The sequence below is a fragment of the Agromyces sp. NPDC052230 genome, assembly GCF_040679595.1.
Classification (GTDB): domain Bacteria; phylum Actinomycetota; class Actinomycetes; order Actinomycetales; family Microbacteriaceae; genus Agromyces.
Window position 1 is genome coordinate 304768 of sequence record NZ_JBFAVC010000001.1, and the last position, 17788, is coordinate 322555.

General features: G+C 70.0%; 20 protein-coding genes. 5 read left to right on the top strand and 15 right to left on the bottom strand.

Annotation, left to right across the window (positions count from 1 at the left end):
- Positions 1-26: 26 nt before the first annotated feature.
- Together AB0K73_RS01480 and AB0K73_RS01485 are read right to left on the bottom strand one after the other, a co-directional pair.
- Positions 27-1487, bottom strand: coding sequence for a catalase (locus AB0K73_RS01480; protein ID WP_360510964.1), 1461 nt, complete (start codon positions 1485-1487; stop codon positions 27-29).
- A gap of 99 nt (positions 1488-1586) precedes the next feature.
- On the bottom strand, positions 1587-2069 hold the full coding sequence (locus AB0K73_RS01485) for a Fur family transcriptional regulator (RefSeq protein ID WP_360510963.1): 483 nt from the start codon (positions 2067-2069) through the stop codon (positions 1587-1589).
- A gap of 81 nt (positions 2070-2150) precedes the next feature.
- Here AB0K73_RS01485 and AB0K73_RS01490 point away from each other — a divergent pair, with 81 nt between their 5' ends.
- From AB0K73_RS01490 to AB0K73_RS01510, 5 genes are all read left to right on the top strand, one after another.
- Positions 2151-2651, top strand: a complete 501-nt coding sequence (locus tag AB0K73_RS01490) for a tetratricopeptide repeat protein (protein ID WP_360510962.1) — start codon at positions 2151-2153, stop codon at positions 2649-2651.
- 176 nt (positions 2652-2827) lie between these two features.
- The gene (locus AB0K73_RS01495) at positions 2828-3289 is read left to right on the top strand and encodes a DUF3817 domain-containing protein (protein ID WP_360510961.1); all 462 of its coding nucleotides are present in this window, start codon (positions 2828-2830) and stop codon (positions 3287-3289) included.
- Positions 3290-3524: 235 nt separating this feature from the next.
- Positions 3525-5348 carry an ATP-binding protein gene (locus AB0K73_RS01500; protein ID WP_360510960.1) on the top strand — a complete coding sequence of 608 codons (1824 nt, stop codon included), beginning with the start codon at positions 3525-3527 and terminating at the stop codon, positions 5346-5348.
- Between the two features lie 162 nt (positions 5349-5510).
- On the top strand, positions 5511-7787 hold the full coding sequence (gene purL, locus AB0K73_RS01505; RefSeq protein WP_360511295.1) for a phosphoribosylformylglycinamidine synthase subunit PurL: 2277 nt from the start codon (positions 5511-5513) through the stop codon (positions 7785-7787).
- A 7-nt stretch (positions 7788-7794) separates the two neighbouring features.
- Positions 7795-8298, top strand: coding sequence for an NUDIX domain-containing protein (locus AB0K73_RS01510; protein ID WP_360510959.1), 504 nt, complete (start codon positions 7795-7797; stop codon positions 8296-8298).
- A 76-nt stretch (positions 8299-8374) separates the two neighbouring features.
- Here AB0K73_RS01510 and AB0K73_RS01515 read toward each other — a convergent pair whose 3' ends face one another.
- The 13 genes from AB0K73_RS01515 to AB0K73_RS01575 all read right to left on the bottom strand — a co-directional run bounded on the left by AB0K73_RS01515 (position 8375) and on the right by AB0K73_RS01575 (position 17748).
- Positions 8375-8908 (bottom strand): hypothetical protein, encoded by a 534-nt coding sequence (locus tag AB0K73_RS01515; RefSeq protein ID WP_360510958.1) that lies wholly within the window; start codon positions 8906-8908, stop codon positions 8375-8377.
- A complete protein-coding gene (locus AB0K73_RS01520) occupies positions 8905-9324 on the bottom strand; it encodes a pilus assembly protein CpaE (protein WP_360510957.1) in 420 nt (139 codons plus the stop codon). The genes AB0K73_RS01515 and AB0K73_RS01520 overlap by 4 nt, the downstream gene beginning before the upstream one ends.
- A gap of 10 nt (positions 9325-9334) precedes the next feature.
- Positions 9335-10492, bottom strand: coding sequence for an alcohol dehydrogenase catalytic domain-containing protein (locus AB0K73_RS01525; protein ID WP_360510956.1), 1158 nt, complete (start codon positions 10490-10492; stop codon positions 9335-9337).
- 12 nt (positions 10493-10504) lie between these two features.
- Positions 10505-10648 (bottom strand): hypothetical protein, encoded by a 144-nt coding sequence (locus AB0K73_RS01530; RefSeq protein ID WP_360510955.1) that lies wholly within the window; start codon positions 10646-10648, stop codon positions 10505-10507.
- A gap of 393 nt (positions 10649-11041) precedes the next feature.
- Positions 11042-11236, bottom strand: coding sequence for a hypothetical protein (locus AB0K73_RS01535; RefSeq protein ID WP_360510954.1), 195 nt, complete (start codon positions 11234-11236; stop codon positions 11042-11044).
- A complete protein-coding gene (locus AB0K73_RS01540) occupies positions 11233-12153 on the bottom strand; it encodes an SDR family NAD(P)-dependent oxidoreductase (RefSeq protein ID WP_360510953.1) in 921 nt (306 codons plus the stop codon). The genes AB0K73_RS01535 and AB0K73_RS01540 overlap by 4 nt, the downstream gene beginning before the upstream one ends.
- Positions 12150-12479: a chorismate mutase gene (locus tag AB0K73_RS01545; protein ID WP_360510952.1), complete on the bottom strand. Its 330-nt coding sequence runs from the start codon at positions 12477-12479 to the stop codon at positions 12150-12152. The genes AB0K73_RS01540 and AB0K73_RS01545 overlap by 4 nt, the downstream gene beginning before the upstream one ends.
- A gap of 53 nt (positions 12480-12532) precedes the next feature.
- The gene (locus AB0K73_RS01550; RefSeq protein WP_360510951.1) at positions 12533-13852 is read right to left on the bottom strand and encodes an FtsX-like permease family protein; all 1320 of its coding nucleotides are present in this window, start codon (positions 13850-13852) and stop codon (positions 12533-12535) included.
- Complete coding sequence (locus AB0K73_RS01555) at positions 13849-14541, bottom strand: ABC transporter ATP-binding protein (protein ID WP_360510950.1); 693 nt, start codon at positions 14539-14541, stop codon at positions 13849-13851. Before AB0K73_RS01555 ends, AB0K73_RS01550 begins: the two co-directional genes overlap by 4 nt.
- Positions 14542-14685: 144 nt before the next feature.
- Entirely contained in the window at positions 14686-15453 is a 768-nt protein-coding gene (locus AB0K73_RS01560; RefSeq protein ID WP_360510949.1) for a hypothetical protein, read from the bottom strand.
- On the bottom strand, positions 15450-16358 hold the full coding sequence (locus AB0K73_RS01565; protein WP_360510948.1) for an ABC transporter ATP-binding protein: 909 nt from the start codon (positions 16356-16358) through the stop codon (positions 15450-15452). Before AB0K73_RS01565 ends, AB0K73_RS01560 begins: the two co-directional genes overlap by 4 nt.
- Complete coding sequence (locus tag AB0K73_RS01570) at positions 16355-16714, bottom strand: GntR family transcriptional regulator (RefSeq protein WP_360511293.1); 360 nt, start codon at positions 16712-16714, stop codon at positions 16355-16357. The genes AB0K73_RS01565 and AB0K73_RS01570 overlap by 4 nt, the downstream gene beginning before the upstream one ends.
- A gap of 122 nt (positions 16715-16836) precedes the next feature.
- The gene (locus AB0K73_RS01575) at positions 16837-17748 is read right to left on the bottom strand and encodes a DMT family transporter (RefSeq protein ID WP_360511291.1); all 912 of its coding nucleotides are present in this window, start codon (positions 17746-17748) and stop codon (positions 16837-16839) included.
- Positions 17749-17788 lie beyond the last annotated feature (40 nt).

Sequence of the window (17788 nt, forward strand, 5' to 3'; positions counted from 1 at the left end):
GGCGCTCGCGGCATTCGCTCGATTGATTATGCGGCGGATGCCTCGGTGCCGACCGCGGCGCGAAGCGCGATGCCGAGCCCGGCGTCGACGTTCGTCCAGTACTGGAAGAAGCGCTCGCGGATCGCGTCGACCGTGATGGCGTTGCCCTGGCCGGTGAGCGTCGCGAGGAAGCGCGCCTTCGCCTCGACCGTGAACACCTCGCGGTAGAGCGTGCCGGCCTGGCCGAAGTCGTCGTCTTCGGCGTGCAGGGTCGCGGCGGCACGCGTGAGCGCACCGTCGGACTCCCAGCTGCCCTCGCCCGCACGAGCCGGGTCGGCGACGGGGCCGCCGAACGAGTTCGGCGCGTACACCGGCACGTCGGGGTGGTTGAAGCCGTGCCGTTGAGCGCCGTCCTGCGAGGAATTGTGGACGGATGCCGCGTGCGGCGCGTTCACGGGGATCTGGTTGTAGTTCGTGCCGACGCGGTAGCGCTGCGCGTCGGGGTAGCTGAACACGCGCGCCATGAGCATCTTGTCGGGGCTGATGTCGATGCCCGGCACGACGTTCGCGGGCGAGAACGCCGCCTGCTCGATCTCGGCGAAGAAGTTCTGCGGGTTGCGGTTGAGCGTGAAGTGGCCGACCTTGATGCGGGGGTAGTCCTTCTTCGACCAGGTCTTCGTGAGGTCGAACGGGTTGAAGCGGGAGGTCGTCGCCTCCTCGTACGGCATGACCTGCACGTAGACGTCCCACGTCGGGAACTCGCCGCGCTCGATCGCCTCGTGGAGATCGCGGCGGTAGTAATCGGCGTCGACCCCGGCGATCGCCTCGGCTTCGTCGGCGCGGAGGTGCAGGTCGCCCTGGCGGGTGAGGAAGTGGTATTGCACCCAGAACCGCTCGCCGTCGGCGTTGATCCACTGGTACGTGTGCGAGCCGTAGCCGTTCATGGTGCGCCACGACTGGGGGAGACCGCGGTCGCCCATGAGGTAGGTCACCTGGTGCGCCGACTCGGGTGAGAGCGTCCAGAAGTCCCACTGCATGTCGGCGTCGCGCAGGCCCGAGCCCGGGAGGCGCTTCTGCGAGTGAATGAAGTCGGGGAACTTGATGGCGTCGCGGATGAAGAACACCGGGGTGTTGTTGCCGACGATGTCGTAGTTGCCCTCGGTCGTGTAGAACTTCAGCGCGTAGCCGCGCACGTCGCGCCACGTGTCGGGCGAGCCCTGCTCACCGGCCACCGACGAGAAGCGCAGCAGCATCTCGCTCGTCGCGCCGGGCTGGAACACGGCGGCGCGCGTGTACCGCGAGACATCCTCGGTCACGACGAACTCGCCGAACGCGCCGCCGCCCTTCGCGTGCACGATGCGCTCGGGGATGCGCTCGCGGTTGAACTGGGCGAGCTTCTCGACGAGGTAGCGGTCGTGCAGCACGGTGGCGCCGTCGGCGCCGGCCGTGAGGGAGTGCGCGTCGCTGGCGACCGGGGCTCCGGTCTGCGTGGTCGTGTAGTCCGTCATGACTTCCTTTTCTCTCGGGCCCAGGGGGTTTCCGGGCACGTCAGTGCGACCGGGTCGACGGTGATCCGGTCAGGTCTTCAGGCGTAGCGGATGCTACGACTACGTCGGCTCGGCGATCGCCGCGGCCGCTTCGGCGCAGGCGGGGCACGTGCCCCAGAAGGTCACCTCGGCCTCGGAGACCTGGAATCCGTGGGTGTCGCCCGGCGTCAGGCAGGCGCTCTCGCCGACGACGCAGTCGACGTCCTCGACCCGCCCGCAGTCGCGGCACACGAGGTGGTGGTGGTTGTCGCCGACTCGACGTTCGTAGCGAGCGGATGACCCGGCCGGCTCGATGCGGCGTACGAGTCCGGCGTCGGCGAAGGCGCCGAGCACGCCGTAGACAGCCTGCAGCGAGGTCGTGGGGAGCTCGGCCTGCACCATCCGGAACACCGTGTCGGCGTCAGCGTGCGGATGCTCCGCGAGCGCGCGCAACGCCGCGAGTCGCGGCGCCGTGACCTTGAGCCCGGCATCGCGGAGCGTGTGTGCGAGCTCGTCGTCACCGCGCAGCGCGGCCGCGTTCGCGGCGACATCCGTCGAGGTCATGCCCTCACCGTACTGGTTGTCTTGAATCACTCAAAACAACTGTGGAACGCTCAGGTCTCACTGGAGCAGCATGATGGAGCGATGACCTCGGCCGAGCTCCAGCCCACCCTGCGCACGATCTTCGACGCCCGCGACCGCGCGAACATGCAGCCGACCATCGACGCATTCCTCGCCGTGCTCGCCGGGCATCCCGACGAGCCTGAGGTGCTCTACGAGGTCGGCGGCGCGTATGACACGGCCGGCGACGAGGAGCGCGCCCTCGGCTACTACGAGCGGGCCATGACCCAGGGACTCGGCGGCGACGCACTGCGCCGGTGCCTGCTGCAATACGGTTCGACACTGCGCAACCTCGGGCGCCACGACGAGTCGATCGCCGCGTTCGAGCGGGCCCGCGCCGAATTCCCCGAGTCGGACTCGCTGCGCGTGTTCCACGCGCTGACGCTGCACGCCGCCGGGCGGAGCGACGCCGCAGTGGCCACGCTGCTCGAACTCGTCGCCGATCGCGTCGCCACGCCTGAGCTCGCGCGGTACGAGGCTGCCATCCGCGGCAATGCCGCCTACTTGGCGGGCCCCAGTACCTGAGCAGCGAGAAGAACTCGGACCGGCCGCCGAGCGACCCGAGCTCGAGTGCGGATGGCTCAGTCACGGCACAGGCTATCGCGCCGGGGCCGGCGCTTCGGCCCGGGTCAACCCTTCGTTCGACGCGCGGCCCACGACCGACCTGCGACGATGGAAGTACCCCCGACCTTGGAGCATCCGTGTCCCCGAAGCGCCTCTTCCGCACGCTCGCCTTCGCCGAAGCCGTCACCTGGACCGGCCTCATCATCGCCCTCATCCTGAAGTACGCCGCCGGATTCGACGGCGCGCTCTTCCCCGCGGGATCGGTGCACGGGTTCGTGTTCCTCGCCTACGCGTTCACAGCGGTGCTCGTGGGCGTCAATCAGCGCTGGAGCGTCGGACTCATGACGCTCGGGGTGCTCACCGCGATCGTGCCCTACGCGACCATCCCGTTCGAGGGTTGGCTCATCCGCCGCGGCCGACTCGAGGGCGACTGGCGGCGCGCGCCCACCGAGCACCCGGCCGACGGCAACTGGGTGAACCGGATCCTCCGCTGGTTCCTCGCACGTCCGGTGCTGCTCTCCGTGGGCGCCGTGCTCGGCATCGCCGCGGTGTTCACGGTGCTCCTCATCATCGGCCCGCCCGGAGGCCGCGAGGCCTGAGCCGCGGCGGTCGTCGCAGCGTTCCGCGGTGCGGGCTTCGGCTCGCTTAGGTGCTTGCGCGCAACGAGGCTGCCGGACGGGTTCGAGTGCTTTCGCGGCTGCGATCCGCAATATCCGGCCGCCCGCGGTCCGATGCGCAACTGTCACTGACCTCGTCACTTGCCAGATCACTGTCGAACTTCACTGTCACCGTATAGTGATCGATATAGTGACAGACTGACGCATCGGAGGCGGGATGGAGACATCGCTCGGAGATCTCAGCGAACTCGTACTTCGGTTGCGGACTATCGGCGCAGAGCTCACCAACGTCGAAGTCAAGGCTTCCGTAGGCGCTCTCCCGAAAAGCATCTGGCCTACGGTAAGTGCTTTCAGCAATCATGGCGGCGGCGTCCTGCTCCTCGGCCTTCAAGAAGACAACGATTTCGCGCCGGCCCCGGGGTTCGACGCCGAGGCGATACGTGACGCAGTCGCCGACGCATTCCGCCCACGGCGTCATAACGAGGTCGCAGGTCCCATCACCCCGCGACCTATCGGTGCGATCGAGATCGGTGAGGTGGACGGACGCCCGATCGTCGTCGTCGACGTCGAGGAGCTTCCTCCGGGTCAGAAGCCCGCATTCGTGACAACCCAAGGCAAGGAGTCCGGTACATACGAACGCGTCGGCGACGGTGACCGTCGCATGAGCACATACGGAGTGTTCCTGCTCTCGACCTCGGGCCAACAGCCGAGAGACGATGCGAGACCAGTCGACGGCGCTACCCTCACCGACTTGGATCGGAACGAAGTACTTCGATTCATCGAACAGCTCAAGCGAACTCGACCGAGGTCGATAGCCGATCTCCACACGACCGAGCAGATCCTCCGCCGCCATAACGTACTCTCGCAAGACGAATCCACGCCCAGCGTCGCCGGGCTGCTTGCGCTCGGACGGTATCCCCAGCAGTTCTTGCCGCAGGCCATGATCACGTTCGCGGTCTATCCCGGTCGTTCGAAGAGCAACATCGTCGGCGACGTGAGAATGCTCGATCGAAAGGTGATCGAAGGTCCGATCCCGGTGATGGTGGAAGACGCAGTGCGCGCTGTCCTCGCCAACCTCAAGACTCGGCGCGTCTCACGCGGCGCAGGCGCATATGACGAGCCAGAGGTACCGGTCGATGCCATACGCGAAGCAGTGGTCAACGCGCTCACTCATCGTGACTACAGTGAGTGGGCTCTCGGCGAGCAAGTTCGAATCGAGATGTACCCGGACCGCATCGAATTCGCGAATCCAGGGGACATCTGGGGCGGCAGGAGCGTTGTCGACCTCTTCGACGGTGTTTCGAGGTCAAGGAACGCGGTTCTGGCCGCACTCCTGACCGAGGTCCCCCTTCCGGGTCGCGAGGAGACCGTTTCGGAGAACGCGGGATCAGGCGTACCCCGGATGGCCGGTGCGATGGGGCGCGCGGGTCTCGGTGCACCAGTCTTCGACGTCACTGCGACGAACGTCATACTCACCCTGGAACGGCACGGCTTGCTGGACCCGGAGACGGCCTACTGGCTCGACAATATCGGAGCGTCGCGTCTCGACGCGGATTCGCAGATGGCCCTTGTCATGGTCCATCGCAACGTGCCGATCGATGATCAGGTGCTGCGAACGACATTCGGAATGGACAGCGGCGATGCTCGCAGCTTGCTGCAACGTCTGGCACAGGCGGGTTGGCTCCGCTACCCAGTCCGACCTGCGGAACCGTATCGTCGCGGTCCACGGTTCGAAGCGGCCGAGCGGAACGCAGGCAGCCTGTTGGGCGAATCGGGAACCGAATTCGAGGTCGGCAACCAGCCCACCCCGCTGGATGAACGCATACTCCGTGCCGTCCGAGGGGCCGGAGAACTCAGCGTGTCTGACATTGCCGAGCGAGTAAACAGCACACCCAATGCCGTGCGACCACGACTACGCGTCCTCGTCGCGCAAGGGGCGCTCATCCCCACGGCGCCACCGACAAGTCGCCGACGGCGATACCGGTTGGGGAGCCGCTCGGCAGGTGACTTCCGTTCTGGCGACCACGACCTGCTCACGTGAGCAGCGCGGGTAGACTTGCACGGTCAGGCATCCGCCCCGCGGCATCCGCCCGCCGCCGTTCTCTGGAGCTCGCCACTCGTGACCACCGAAGCACCCGCCACGACCGCTGCCCCGACGCCCCCTTCGACCGGCTCAGGCGCCGGCGCGCCGGCGCTCGACACCGTGGGGGTCGCCGCGACGACGCCCGAGAAAGAGCAGCCGTACGCCGCGCTGGGCCTCAAGCCCGACGAGTACGAGCGGATCCGCAACATCCTCGGGCGGCGCCCGACGAGCGCCGAGCTCGCGATGTACTCCGTCATGTGGAGCGAGCACGCCTCATACAAGTCGTCGAAGATCTACCTGCGTCAGTTCGGCAAGAAGGTCACCCCCGACATGAAGCGGCACCTCATGGTCGGCATCGGTGAGAACGCCGGCGTGCTCGACATCGGCGAGGGCTGGGCCGTGACGTTCAAGATCGAGTCGCACAACCACCCGAGCTTCATCGAGCCGTTCCAGGGTGCGGCGACCGGCGTCGGCGGCATCGTGCGCGACATCATCTCGATGGGCGCGCGCCCCGTCGCGGTCATGGACGCGCTGCGCTTCGGCGCGATCGACCACCCCGACACCGCCCGCGTCGTGCACGGCGTGGTCTCGGGCATCAGCTTCTACGGCAACTGCCTCGGCCTGCCGAACATCGGCGGCGAGACCTGGTTCGACCCGACCTACCAGAAGAACCCGCTCGTGAACGCGCTCGCGGTGGGCGTGCTCCGCCACGAGGACCTGCACCTCGCCAACGCCAAGGGCGTGGGCAACAAGGTCGTGCTCTTCGGCGCCCGCACCGGCGGCGACGGCATCGGCGGCACGTCGATCCTCGCGTCCGACACGTTCGCCGAGGGCGGCCCCACGAAGCGCCCTGCGGTGCAGGTCGGCGACCCGTTCGCCGAGAAGGTGCTCATCGAGTGCTGCCTCGAGCTCTTCAAGGGCGACCTCGTCGAGGGCATCCAAGACCTCGGGGCGGCCGGCATCTCGTGCGCCACCTCCGAGCTCGCGGCGAACGGCGACGGCGGCATGTCGATCGTGCTCGACGAGGTGCTGCTGCGCGACCCGACGCTCACGCCCGAGGAGATCCTCATGAGCGAGAGCCAGGAGCGCATGATGGCGATCGTGAAGCCCGAGAAGCTCGACGGCTTCATGGAGGTCGTGAAGAAGTGGGACGTCGAGACGAGCGTGCTCGGCGAGGTCACCGACACCGGCCGCCTCTCGATCACGTGGCGCGGCGAGGAGATCGTCAACGTCGACCCGCGCACCGTCGCCGTCGACGGCCCCGTGTACGAGCGCCCGGTCGTCTACCCGTCGTATCAGGACGCGCTGCAGGCCGACGGGGCATCCGACCTCGCTCGACCGCAGTCCCCCGACGAACTGCGCGCGCAGTTCCTCCAGCTCGTCGGATCGGCCAACCAGGCGGATGCCGCGTGGGTCACGAACCAGTACGACACGTACGTGATGGGCAACACCGCGCTCAGCCACCCCGACGACGCCGGCATGATCCGCGTCGATGAGGAGTCGGGCCTCGGCGTCGCGCTCGCCACCGACGCGAACGGCCGGTACTCCCAGCTCGACCCGCGCGAGGGAGCGAAGCTCGCGCTCGCCGAGGCCTACCGCAACGTCGCCGTCACGGGCGCGGTGCCCATGGGCGTCAGCGACTGCCTGAACTTCGGCTCCCCCGAGAACCCCGAGGTCATGTGGCAGTTCTCCGAGACCATCGAGGGTCTGAGCGACGGATGCCTCGAGCTCGGCATTCCCGTCACCGGCGGCAACGTGTCGTTCTACAACCAGACGGGCGACGTGCCGATCCACCCGACGCCCGTGATCGCCGTGCTCGGCGTGATCGACGACGTCGCTCGCCGCGTACCCAGCGGCTGGCAGGACGACGGCCACAACATCTACCTCCTCGGCGACACCGCGCTCGAGCTCGACGGCTCGGCGTGGGCGGGCGTCGTGCACGACCACCTCGGCGGTCGTCCGCCGGCCGTCGACCTGCAGCGTGAGAAGGCCCTCGCCGAGTTGCTCAACGCGGCCGCGGTCGAGGGACTCTTCGACTCCGCCCACGACCTCAGCGACGGCGGCCTCGCGGTCGCGCTGGCCGAGGCGGTCGGACGCTTCGGGGTCGGCGCACGCATCGTGCTCGACGAGGTGCTGCAGGACGCCGGCATCGACGCCGCCACCGGGCTCTTCTCCGAGTCGACGGGCCGGGTCATCGTGTCGGTTCCCCGCGAAGACGACGTGAAGTTCCGCGGCCTCTGCGAGGGTCGGGGCTACCCGGTGCGTCGCATCGGGGTGACCGATGCCGCGTCGGGCGCACTCGAGGTGCAGGGCGTGTTCACCGTGCCGGTCGACGAGCTCCGCACCGTGAACCGCGCGCCGCTGGCCGACGCGTTCGGCCCGATCGTCGGCTACTGACGACCCCATGACCGACCCGCGTGACGCCCGTCAGACGTATCCGGCACTCTATGCGGCGGAGCACGGCGGGTTCAGCGTGGTGCCGGCCGCGTACGTGTTCCTCGTCGAGGGCGACCGCGTGCTCCTGCAGCTGCGGGCGGGCACGGGATACTACGACGACTGGTGGGCGGCGTCGGCCGCCGGTCACGTCGAGGCGGGCGAGCCCGTGACCCTGGCGATCGTGCGCGAGGCATCCGAGGAGCTCGGCGTCACCCTCACCGAGCGCGATCTCGAGCCGCTCACGACCATGCATCGCACCGCCCCCACCGGGCTCGCCGTCGACCAGCGCGTCGACTTCTTCTTCGCGTGCCGCCGCTGGAGCGGCACCCCTGCGCTGCAGGAGGAGAAGGCCGCCGACCTGCGCTGGTTCGACCTCGACGCACTGCCCGAGCAGACCGTGCACCACGAGCGGTTCGTGCTCGACGGTTGGCGCGAGGGCACGCTGCCCGCCATCACGGCCTTCGGGTTCTGAGCATGGAGCTCCTGTTGTCGATCCAGGAGTCCGAGCTGCGCCCGTCACGCACCGACGGCCGCGCCCGCTGAGCAACTCACGCACCCTCGGGCGGGTGCGCGAGCAGGTCGGCACGGTCGCGCAGGTACGCGTCGAGCGGCGTGAGGGCATCGGGCTGCGACGGGCTCCAGCGCACCCGTACCTCACCCGCGGCCGCGTCGAGCACGAGCGGGCCGGATGCCCCGTCGCGGCCGAGCTCGTCGAGGTCGATCGGCGTCGTATGGAAGTTCACGGTCTCGCCCTCGGGGATTCCGCCCTTCGCGGCGGCCGCGCGGAACGCGCGCTGCTGAGCCACGGACTCGGCGGTCACGCTCTTGCGGGCCGGACGCTCGGCGCGCACCACGCGTCCGGTCGCGTAGAGGGTGGCGTCGTCGTCGAGGAGCAGCACGCCGAGCCGCCACACCCGGCCGACCGGCGTCATGCGCGCGGCACGCGGGATCCCGAGCACCCGGCGTTCGGACACGAACTCGGCGAGCGCCTCCTGTCGCGCGCCGCTCGAGCGCAGCTCCTCGGCGGTCTGGGTGAGCAGCTCACGGGCCCGCGCGATCGCCGACCCCGCGGCATCCGTCATCGCGATCTCCCGACGAGTTCGAGCAGGGCGAGGCCGTACGCCTCCGCGACATCCGGATGCTCGAACCGCAGCTCATGGCCACGCACCTCGATACGCACCTCGAAGGAATCCGCGAGCCGGGTGAGCGACCGGAACGTCGCCCGCAGGAGTTCGCGCAGCTGGTCCTCACGCGGCAGCCACACCGCGTCGGCGAAGGCGACGGAGTCGAGCGCCCACTCCGTGGTGCCGTTGAAGGCGAGGATCGTGCCGGTGGGGTACCGACGCGCTTCGATGGTCATCTCGCTCACCGTGAACACGTCGGCCTCGACCTCGGAGTCGACCTGGTCGGGCAGGTCGAGCTGGAAGCGGTCGCCCGACTCGGGGTGCCACACGAGACCCGCGTCCCGCAGGGCGAGCGCGAGGTCCCGGGAGATCATCCCCCCATGCTCACACGGGGCGACGCCCGGGCGCCACGCCGACCCGCACGAACGAGCCCGACGCCGCCTCGGCCATTGCCAGGTCGAGGTCGGCGAGCGGATGCGTCGAGCCGACGAGCTCGTCGAACGGGAACGAACGCCACGACCGCTCGAGGAACGCGACCGCGTGCCGCAACTGCGCGCCCGTCGCGTCGCGCACCGACTCGATGGTGACGAGCCGTCGCACCAAGGAGCCCGCGTCGAGGCATTCCTCCGACCCGCGCGGCACGCTCCCCACGAGCACCGCGACACCGCCGGTTCCGAGCACCTGCACGGCGGTGCGCACGGCGGACGCGGCTCCGGATGCCTCGATCGCGACGAGCACCTCACCCAGTCCGCGCCGCTCGATTGCGACGAGCGCGGCGCCGAGGCTGTCGGGCGACGCGGAGCGCGCCCCCGGGTCCACGGGCACCGCACCGAACCGGCGGGCGAACTCGCGGCGCGAGGCATCCGGATCGGACACGATCACCTCCGCGCCCGCCTCGATCGCCATGGCCGCGGCCGTGAGCCCGAGGAGCCCCGCGCCCGTGATGAGCACCACCGTCCCGTCGAGATCCACCCGAGCGGATGCCGCGTCGAGGGCGGCGAACGCGGTCGCCGCCGTGCACGCCGCCGGCGCGAGCACGCGGCTCGGTACGTCCTCGGGTGCGCGCACGATCGCGGTGCCCGGGCGGAGCTGCACGTGCGTCGCGAAGCCGCCCGAGAGCTCCCAGCCACGGTGCACGCGCTCGTGTCCGTAGCGTCCGAGCGAGCGGCAGGCCTGCGGCATGCTCCGCGCGCAGCGGTCGCACTGGCCGCAGCTCACGGTGGTCGACCAGACCACGCGATCGCCGAGTTCGAGCGGCACGCCGTCGAACCGGGTCACGCCCTCGCCGACGGCGACGACGCGGCCGACCTGCTCGTGACCGAGCACCAGCGGCACCGGCGCGGACTGCTCACCGCGGACGACGCGCACGTCGGGGCCGCAGATCGTGGCGAGCTCCACCTCGACGAGCGCCTCGCCCGGGGCGAGGCGCACGCCCGGCGCCGCGAGGGCGTCGTGCGGCCGCCCCGGCTCGTTCCACACCATCGCGACGGGTGCGGGTTTCACGATGACGTCCAGGTCGCCGACCCGGGTGATGGTGTGCATGAGGCGCTCCGGTTATCGGCGACGGCGGCGCACGCCGGGCACGAGTCCGAGCAGGTCGACCATGACGTCGACGTCGTGCTCGTCGACGTCGTCGGCCCCCCACCGCTCGAACAGGTCGACGATCGCGGCATCCGCCGCACTGCGCTGTGTGGGCATGCCGAACACGGTATGCAGTGGCCGGCAACACCGCCCGACGGCACGGTTGCGCGCAGGTGAACCGCATGCGTCCGGTCGGCGCGACTCCGAGCTCCCAGCACATCGAACGTCGCGGATGCAGGATCCGACCCTGCAATCGAGACTTCTGTTCCTGCACCGCGACGACCTCGTCGAAGCCTGGGATTACTCGGTGTTCCTCGATGTTCCCTTTCGCGAGACCGCGCGGGGCATGCCGCGTCATCGCCCCGGAATCCACGAGCGGTGCCGGGTGAAACCACAGGGTTTTCGAGCGCAGATCCAAACGTCGCGGATGCAGCGCACGACCCTGCAATCGCGACTTCTCGATTCCGAGGGGTCAGAGCCTGCCAGCGCCCGCCCGAATGCCGACTGGGGTCAGCGGCGACGAATGCGAGCCGGCCCCAACGCTGCGCCGAGCCCGATGATGATGATGCCCGCGAAGAGGAGTCCCCACCGGGCGGTGAGCAGTCCGATCAGGCCGACTACGATGCCGACCACCACGACGATGCGCGCGAGGACCCGGCGCACCCGCGGCGACGAGAACCACCCCCTGCGATTGCCCTGCGTCATCCGCCGACCGTGAACGCCCGGCCCGTCACCCCCTCGGCGAACGTCCAGAACCGCGCGGCGATTTCGCGATCGGTCGAGACCCGCGTCGGGGTCTGCAGCGTGGGCTCGCCGCGCGTGAGGTACCGCGGGCCCCAGTACTGCCCGCCCTCGACCTCAGGGTCGGTGAGGGCGTGCAGGGCGACCTCTGCGCCGCGGTGCTTGCCCTGCGCCCAGGCCGACTGGAGTGCGTCGGCGAAGCGGCCGCCGCGACTGGGCTCGTTGACGCCGGGCACGTACGGCGTGCGCCCGCTGATCGAGTATCCGGGGTGCGCGACCACGCTCGCGACCGGCGTTCCTGCGGTACGGAGCCGCCGATCGAGCTCGAAGCCGAACACCTGGGTCGCGATCTTCGACTGCGCGTACGCACGCCACGGGTCGTAGCCTCGCTCGAGCTGCAGGTCGGCGATGCGGAAGGACGACAACCGGGTCGCCAGCGAGCCGAGCGAGACGATACGAGCGCCCGGTGCCAGGTGCGGGAGGAGCCGGCCGAGGAGCGTGAAGTGCCCAAGCACGTTCGTCGCCAGCACGAGTTCGTTGCCGTCGACGGATTCCTGTCGGGTCATCGGCGGATGCACCATGCCGGCGTTGGCGACCACGCCGTCGAGCGGGGGCGCATCGGCGAGCCGCTCCGCGCCCGCCGCCACGGATGCGAGCGACGCCACGTCGATCACGAGGGTCTCGACGGATGCCTTGGACCGCACGCCGCGGATCGCCGCTGCCGCCGCCTCGAGCCGCTCGGAGCTGCGGCCGCTCAGCACGACGTGCGCCCCGGCACCGGCGAGCCGCGCCGCCGTGAAGAAGCCGAGGCCGGCGTTCGCGCCGGTCACGAGGACCCGTCGCCCGGCCTGGGGCGGCAGGTCGATGGGGTACCAGCTCACAGTTCGCCGGACGTGCCGTTGCCGGCCAGTTCCTCGTGGTGCTGGATCACCTCGGCGACCACGAAGTTGAACCACTTCTCGGCGAACGCGGGGTCGAGGTGAGCGTCGATCGCCAGCGCCCGGAGTCGCGCGATCTGACGTCGCTCGCGCTCGGGATCGCTCGGGGGCAGGCCGTGCTCGGCCTTCAACCGGCCGACCTGCTGCGTGAACTTGAAGCGCTCCGCCAGCAGGTGGATGAGGGCGGCGTCGATGTTGTCGATGCTCGAGCGGATGCCGAGCAACTCCGTCATCGCGGCATCCCGTTCGTCGATGGATCCGTCGCTCATACCTCGACCCTACCCGCGCGCCAGGCGCCCGACTCCGCGGGTTGAGGCGCGGCTCACCCCGCGGCGACGCGCACGAGCAGCGGTCGCGTCGCGAACAGCCCGAGCCACACCACGCCGATCCCCGCCGCGAGCACGGCCGCGATGACGAGCAGCGACACCGGCGCGACGATGAGGGTGATCCCCGTCAGCGGCAACATGACGACCGCGGCGGTGAGCGCCGACCCGATCGCGGTGACGCGCAGCGGCGACATGACCGAGCGGCGGCGCGCGGCATCCGCGATGCTCACCGGCATGCCCAGCTTGCCGAGCGCCTCGTGCAGGTCGCGTCGGTCGAGGATGGCGGCGGCCTGGTTCACGCCCACCGAGCAGGCCACCATGAGGAACGAGCCGATCACGGTGATCAGGATGCCGGTGCGGATGTCGGCGAGGAGCAGCTCCGACTCCCGGTCGGGCACGCCCTCGCCCATCGAGCTCACGACGGCGATCCCGGAGCCCGCGAACACGGCCATGAAGCTCGTCATCGCGACGCCCGACACCTGCCGCCACGCGGCCTTCGGCGACTCGAGCACGGTGCGCGCTGCGAGCAGCTTGGCGGGCGTCCTCGCCGAACGCGCCTGCGCCTGGGCGACCAGCCGGATGACCCACGGGCCGACGAGGTTCTGCACGGCGAGCGCCCCGCCGAATGCGAGCGCGAGCATGGCGAGGATCATGATCGCGGATGCCGCGACCTGCAGCACCGCCATCAGGCCCGCGCCGAGCGCGACCACCACGAGCGCCACGGCCGCGCGCAACCAGTGCAGCTTCGGCGCATCCTGCCGGGTGCGCACGCCGAGCGGTGAGATCACCACGAGCCGGAGCCCGAGCACGGCGCTCACGACCGCGAGCAGCACGACGCCGAGGGGCACCGCCACCAGCGGGATCCAGCCGAGCAGCACGCCCTCGACGCCGAGCGCCTCGCCCCGGAACGGGATGAGCGCGAGCGCCGGCACGAGCGCGACGTAGAGGGCGACGCCGACGACCGCACCGGTCGCGGCGAGCACCGCCGATTCGATCACGGCGAGCGCCGACACCGTCGCCGGCGTCGCCCCGAGCAGGCGGAGGGTGGCGAGCCGGTCGTCGCGGCGCCGCGCCGAGAGCCGCGCCGCGGCCCCGCCGAGCGAGGCGAGCGGTACGACGAGCAGCACGAGCGCGATCACGGCGAGCGCCTGGTAGGTGACGGCCCACTCGTCGGTCCAGCTCCAGAACGTCTGGGCGCCGCCGAGCACGGTGAGCAGCAGCGCCGTGACGATGGTGAACGCGGCGACGGGCAGTGCCGTCGCGGCCATGCCCGTGGTGCCGGGCCGCGCGAGCAGCCAGGCGACCCGGCCGATCACGCCGCCACCCGCTCGCCCACGATGCGGCCGTCGCGCATGTCGACCGTGCGCGAGCAGCGTGCGGCGACTCCCGGGTCGTGCGTCACGAGCACGAGCGTGCGTCCCTGCCCGGTGGTCGAGTCCAGCAGCGCGCTCATCACGTCGGCCGAGGTCACCGAGTCGAGCGCTCCGGTGGGCTCGTCGGCGAAGACGACGGATGCCCCGGTGACCTGCGCCCTGGCGATGGCGACGCGCTGCGCCTGCCCGCCCGAGAGCTGCCCGATGCGCCGCTCCTCGAGCCCTGCGAGGCCGAGGGCGGCGAGCCAGCCGCGCCCGTACTCCTCGGCCCTGGCGCGGGGCATGCCGTTCAGCATGAGCGCGAGCGCGACGTTCTCGACCGCGGTGAGCTCCGGAATGAGGAGCCCCTGCTGGAAGACGAACCCGAACGCCTCCCGGCGCAGTCGAGAACGCTCGCGCTCGCTGAGTCCCGTGACCTCCACGCGCCCGGCGCCCGACAGGAAGCCGACCGTGCCGGTGTCCGGGCGCGTGATCCCCGCGAGGCAGTGCAGCAGCGTCGTCTTGCCCGAACCCGATGCGCCCATGATGGCGAGTGACTCGCCGGTACGCACCGCGAGGTCGACGCCCGCGAGTGCGCGCGCCTGACCGAATGACTTGCTGAGGCCTGATGCCTCGATCACGAAGGAACTCATACCCTCGAGCCTGCCGGGGCCGGCCGTGGCACGGCGTCGCACCGGAGGCGGATTCCGGGCTGCCCGGGTCATCCTCCGGTATGAGATGCGGCGCGGCATCCGGCCCCCACCGGATGCCGCGCCGCGGCCTGTGTGCGCTCGTTCTCAGCGGGGCGTGGCCCGGCGGATCACCACGTAGCCGAGCAACGCGAAGCCGGCGGCGAGGATCAGCACGATGGTGAACGCGCCGATGATGCCGACGCCGGCGAACCATTCGACGACGGCCGGCCAGCTGCCGCTCAGCGTCGTCACGGCGAGCGCCGACAGCCCGAGCACGATCGCCGCGGCCGAGAGGACCATCATGCCGCGCATGCGCCACCGCAGGTACACCGTCGTGACGCTGGCCCCGATGAAGAGCACGAGGAGCTGCAGCGCGAGCGTCGTGTAGAAGTCGACGAGCCAGCCGCTCTGCCCGTACCAGAGCGCATCGAACATCGCGATGCCGATCCACCAGCCCTCGGTCGCCTTCTCGATCTGCACGAGCGTGGCGATCGCGATGCCGTTCAGCACCGAGACGATCGCGAACATGAGGCTCGTGCCGAGCCAGAAGTCCCGTCGCGTGGCACCGAAGCCGAGCGCGAACGAGAACGTCATGCCGACGGCCTGCACGCCCACGGCGACGAGGTACCACTGGGGCGACAGCACCGCCCAGCTGTAGCGCATGCCCTCCATCACCTCCGCCTGGTCGGCACCGGCGCCCGACGTGATGAGCCCGATGGTGAGCATCACGACCAGGGCGCCGCCGAGGATGATCCACGGGATCCCGAAGAAGACCGACGGCGTCACGGCGTGCAGGCGCACGATGCGCCAGACCTCCTGGACGCGTGAGCGCGGCTCGGTGCTGACGATCTGCTGGTCGATGACGGCGGTCATGCCGCGACCTCCTGTTCGGTCGAGTGGGCACGCAGGTCGGTGCCGGTCATGTGCACGATGAGTTGCTGCAGTGAGACGGGAGCGAGCTCGAGGCCCAGCTCGGCCGCGCGGACCCGGTCGGCCCGATCCAGTCGGCCGTCGACGGTCACGGAGGCCAGGCCGCCGAGGCCCTCGCGGCCGATGACCGGCCGATCGGCGACGAACGCGTCGACCGCCGCCCTGGCGCCCGCCACCGTGGTGGCCGAACCGCGCACCTCGTCGGCGTCGCGGTCGAGCAGGATCCGGCCCTGGTCGATGACGATCACGTGCTCGAGGAGGTTCGCGACCTCGTCGATCAGGTGGGTCGACAGCACGATGGTGCGCGGATGCTCGGCGTAGTCCTCGAGCAGGCGGTCGTAGAAGACGTGGCGTGCGACCGCATCCAGACCGAGGTACGGCTCGTCGAAGAAGGTGAGCGGCGCACGCGAGGCGAGGCCGACGATCACCCCCACCGCCGACAACTGCCCTCGCGAAAGCTTCTTGATCGGGCGCCGCGTCGGCAGCCGGAAGTCGTCGATGAGCCGTTCGGCGAACTCGGCGTCCCAGTGCTCGAAGAACCACGGTGCGGCCCTGAACACGTGCGAGGCGTGGAAGCTGTCGGGGTAGCGCTGGGCCTCCGCGATGAAGCAGATGCGACGCAGCACGTCGGCGTGCTCCGCCGGGGTGCGGCCGAACACCTCGAGCTCGCCCGCATCGGGGAACAGCTGACCGGTGAGGAGTTGCATCACGGTGGTCTTGCCGGCCCCGTTCCGCCCGAGCAGCCCGTAGATGCGGTTCTCTTCGAGGGTGAGGTCGACGGCGTCCACCGCCGTGAACGAGCCGTAGCGCTTGGTGAGCCCGTTGGCGCGGACCACGGTGCGGGTCATGACTGGATCCTTTCTGCGCGGAGCAGCCCCGCGAGTTCGTCGATGTCGATGCCGAGCTTCTCGGCCTCGATGATGAGGGGCCGCAGGTACTCGGCGGCGAAGTCGGCCCGCCGACGCTCGATGAGGCGAGCACGGGCTCCCGGGGTCACGAACATGCCGATCCCCCTCCGCTTCGCCACGATTCCGTCGTCGACAAGGCGATTCACCCCTTTCAATGCGGTGGCCGGGTTGATACGGAAGAAGGCGGCGAGCTCGTTCGTCGACGGGATCTGCTCGTCCTCCTTGAGGACGCCGTCGATGATGTCGTTCTCCACCTGCTCCGCGATCTGCAGGAAGATCGGCCGCGATTCGTCCACTGTCACCCGGTTCTTTGGTTCATTACTTGTGTAACTAACCAACCATGCAAGCGCACGACGTGTCAAGACCCGTTCCTCGAACGAGACTGACGGATGTCTCGGTGTTGCGCGCGCCCCAGGCGTCAGGCGGTGTCGGATGCCGCGACGCGACGCTGCGGCATCCGGAGCCTGCCCTGCGCCAGCAGGATGCCGAGCAGCACGAGCACGGCGCCGACCGGCTCATGCCACGAGAACCGCTCACCGAGCAGGATCACGCCGAGGGCGACGCCGACGACCGGCGTCACGTAGGTGACGGTGGACACCCCCGTGGGACCCCAGGCGCGGAGCACGTTGATGTTCCAGATGTAGGCGAGGCCCGTGCCGAGCACGCCGAGCCCGAGGAGCGAGCCGGCGACGCGCCAGTCCAGCTCGACGGGTGCGATGGCGACCCACGGGGTGAGCGCGAGCATCACCACGGCCGAGACGCCGATCGAGAGGAACGCGAAGGTCGCAGGCGCGATCGGGCGGTGACTCAGGAATCGCCGCTGGTAGCCGAACGTGAACCCGTAGCAGAGCGTCGCCACGAGGCAGGCGAGCTGCCCCGCGAGACTCCCGGTGAGCGCCTGGTACTGCCATGGGCCGATGATGACGAGCACGCCTGCGATGCCGACGCCGACGCCGGCCCACCGGCTGAGGCCGAGTCGTTCGACCCGGAACACGGCCGTGGCCATGAGCGCGGTCATGATCGGCGTTGTCGCGTTGTAGATCGACGCGAGGCTCGACGAGACGTACTGCTCCGCCCACGCGAAGCACAGGTAGGGGATCACGCACGTCGTGAGCGAGACCACGAGGAAGTGCAGCCACACGACCCGCTCGCGGGGCAGCACCGGCCCGGGCGTGCCGTCGGCCCGGGGCACCCGTGGCCGCGTCATGAGCACGATGACCCCGAGCGCGAGCGCCCCGAGCAGCGTGCGCGACCAGGCGATCTGACCGAACTCGACGCCCTCGAGCGCCACCTTCATGAAGAGGAAGCTCGAGCCCCAGACGATGCCCATGGCGAGGAACTGCGCCCACGTCGAGAGCCGTCCGGGCCGC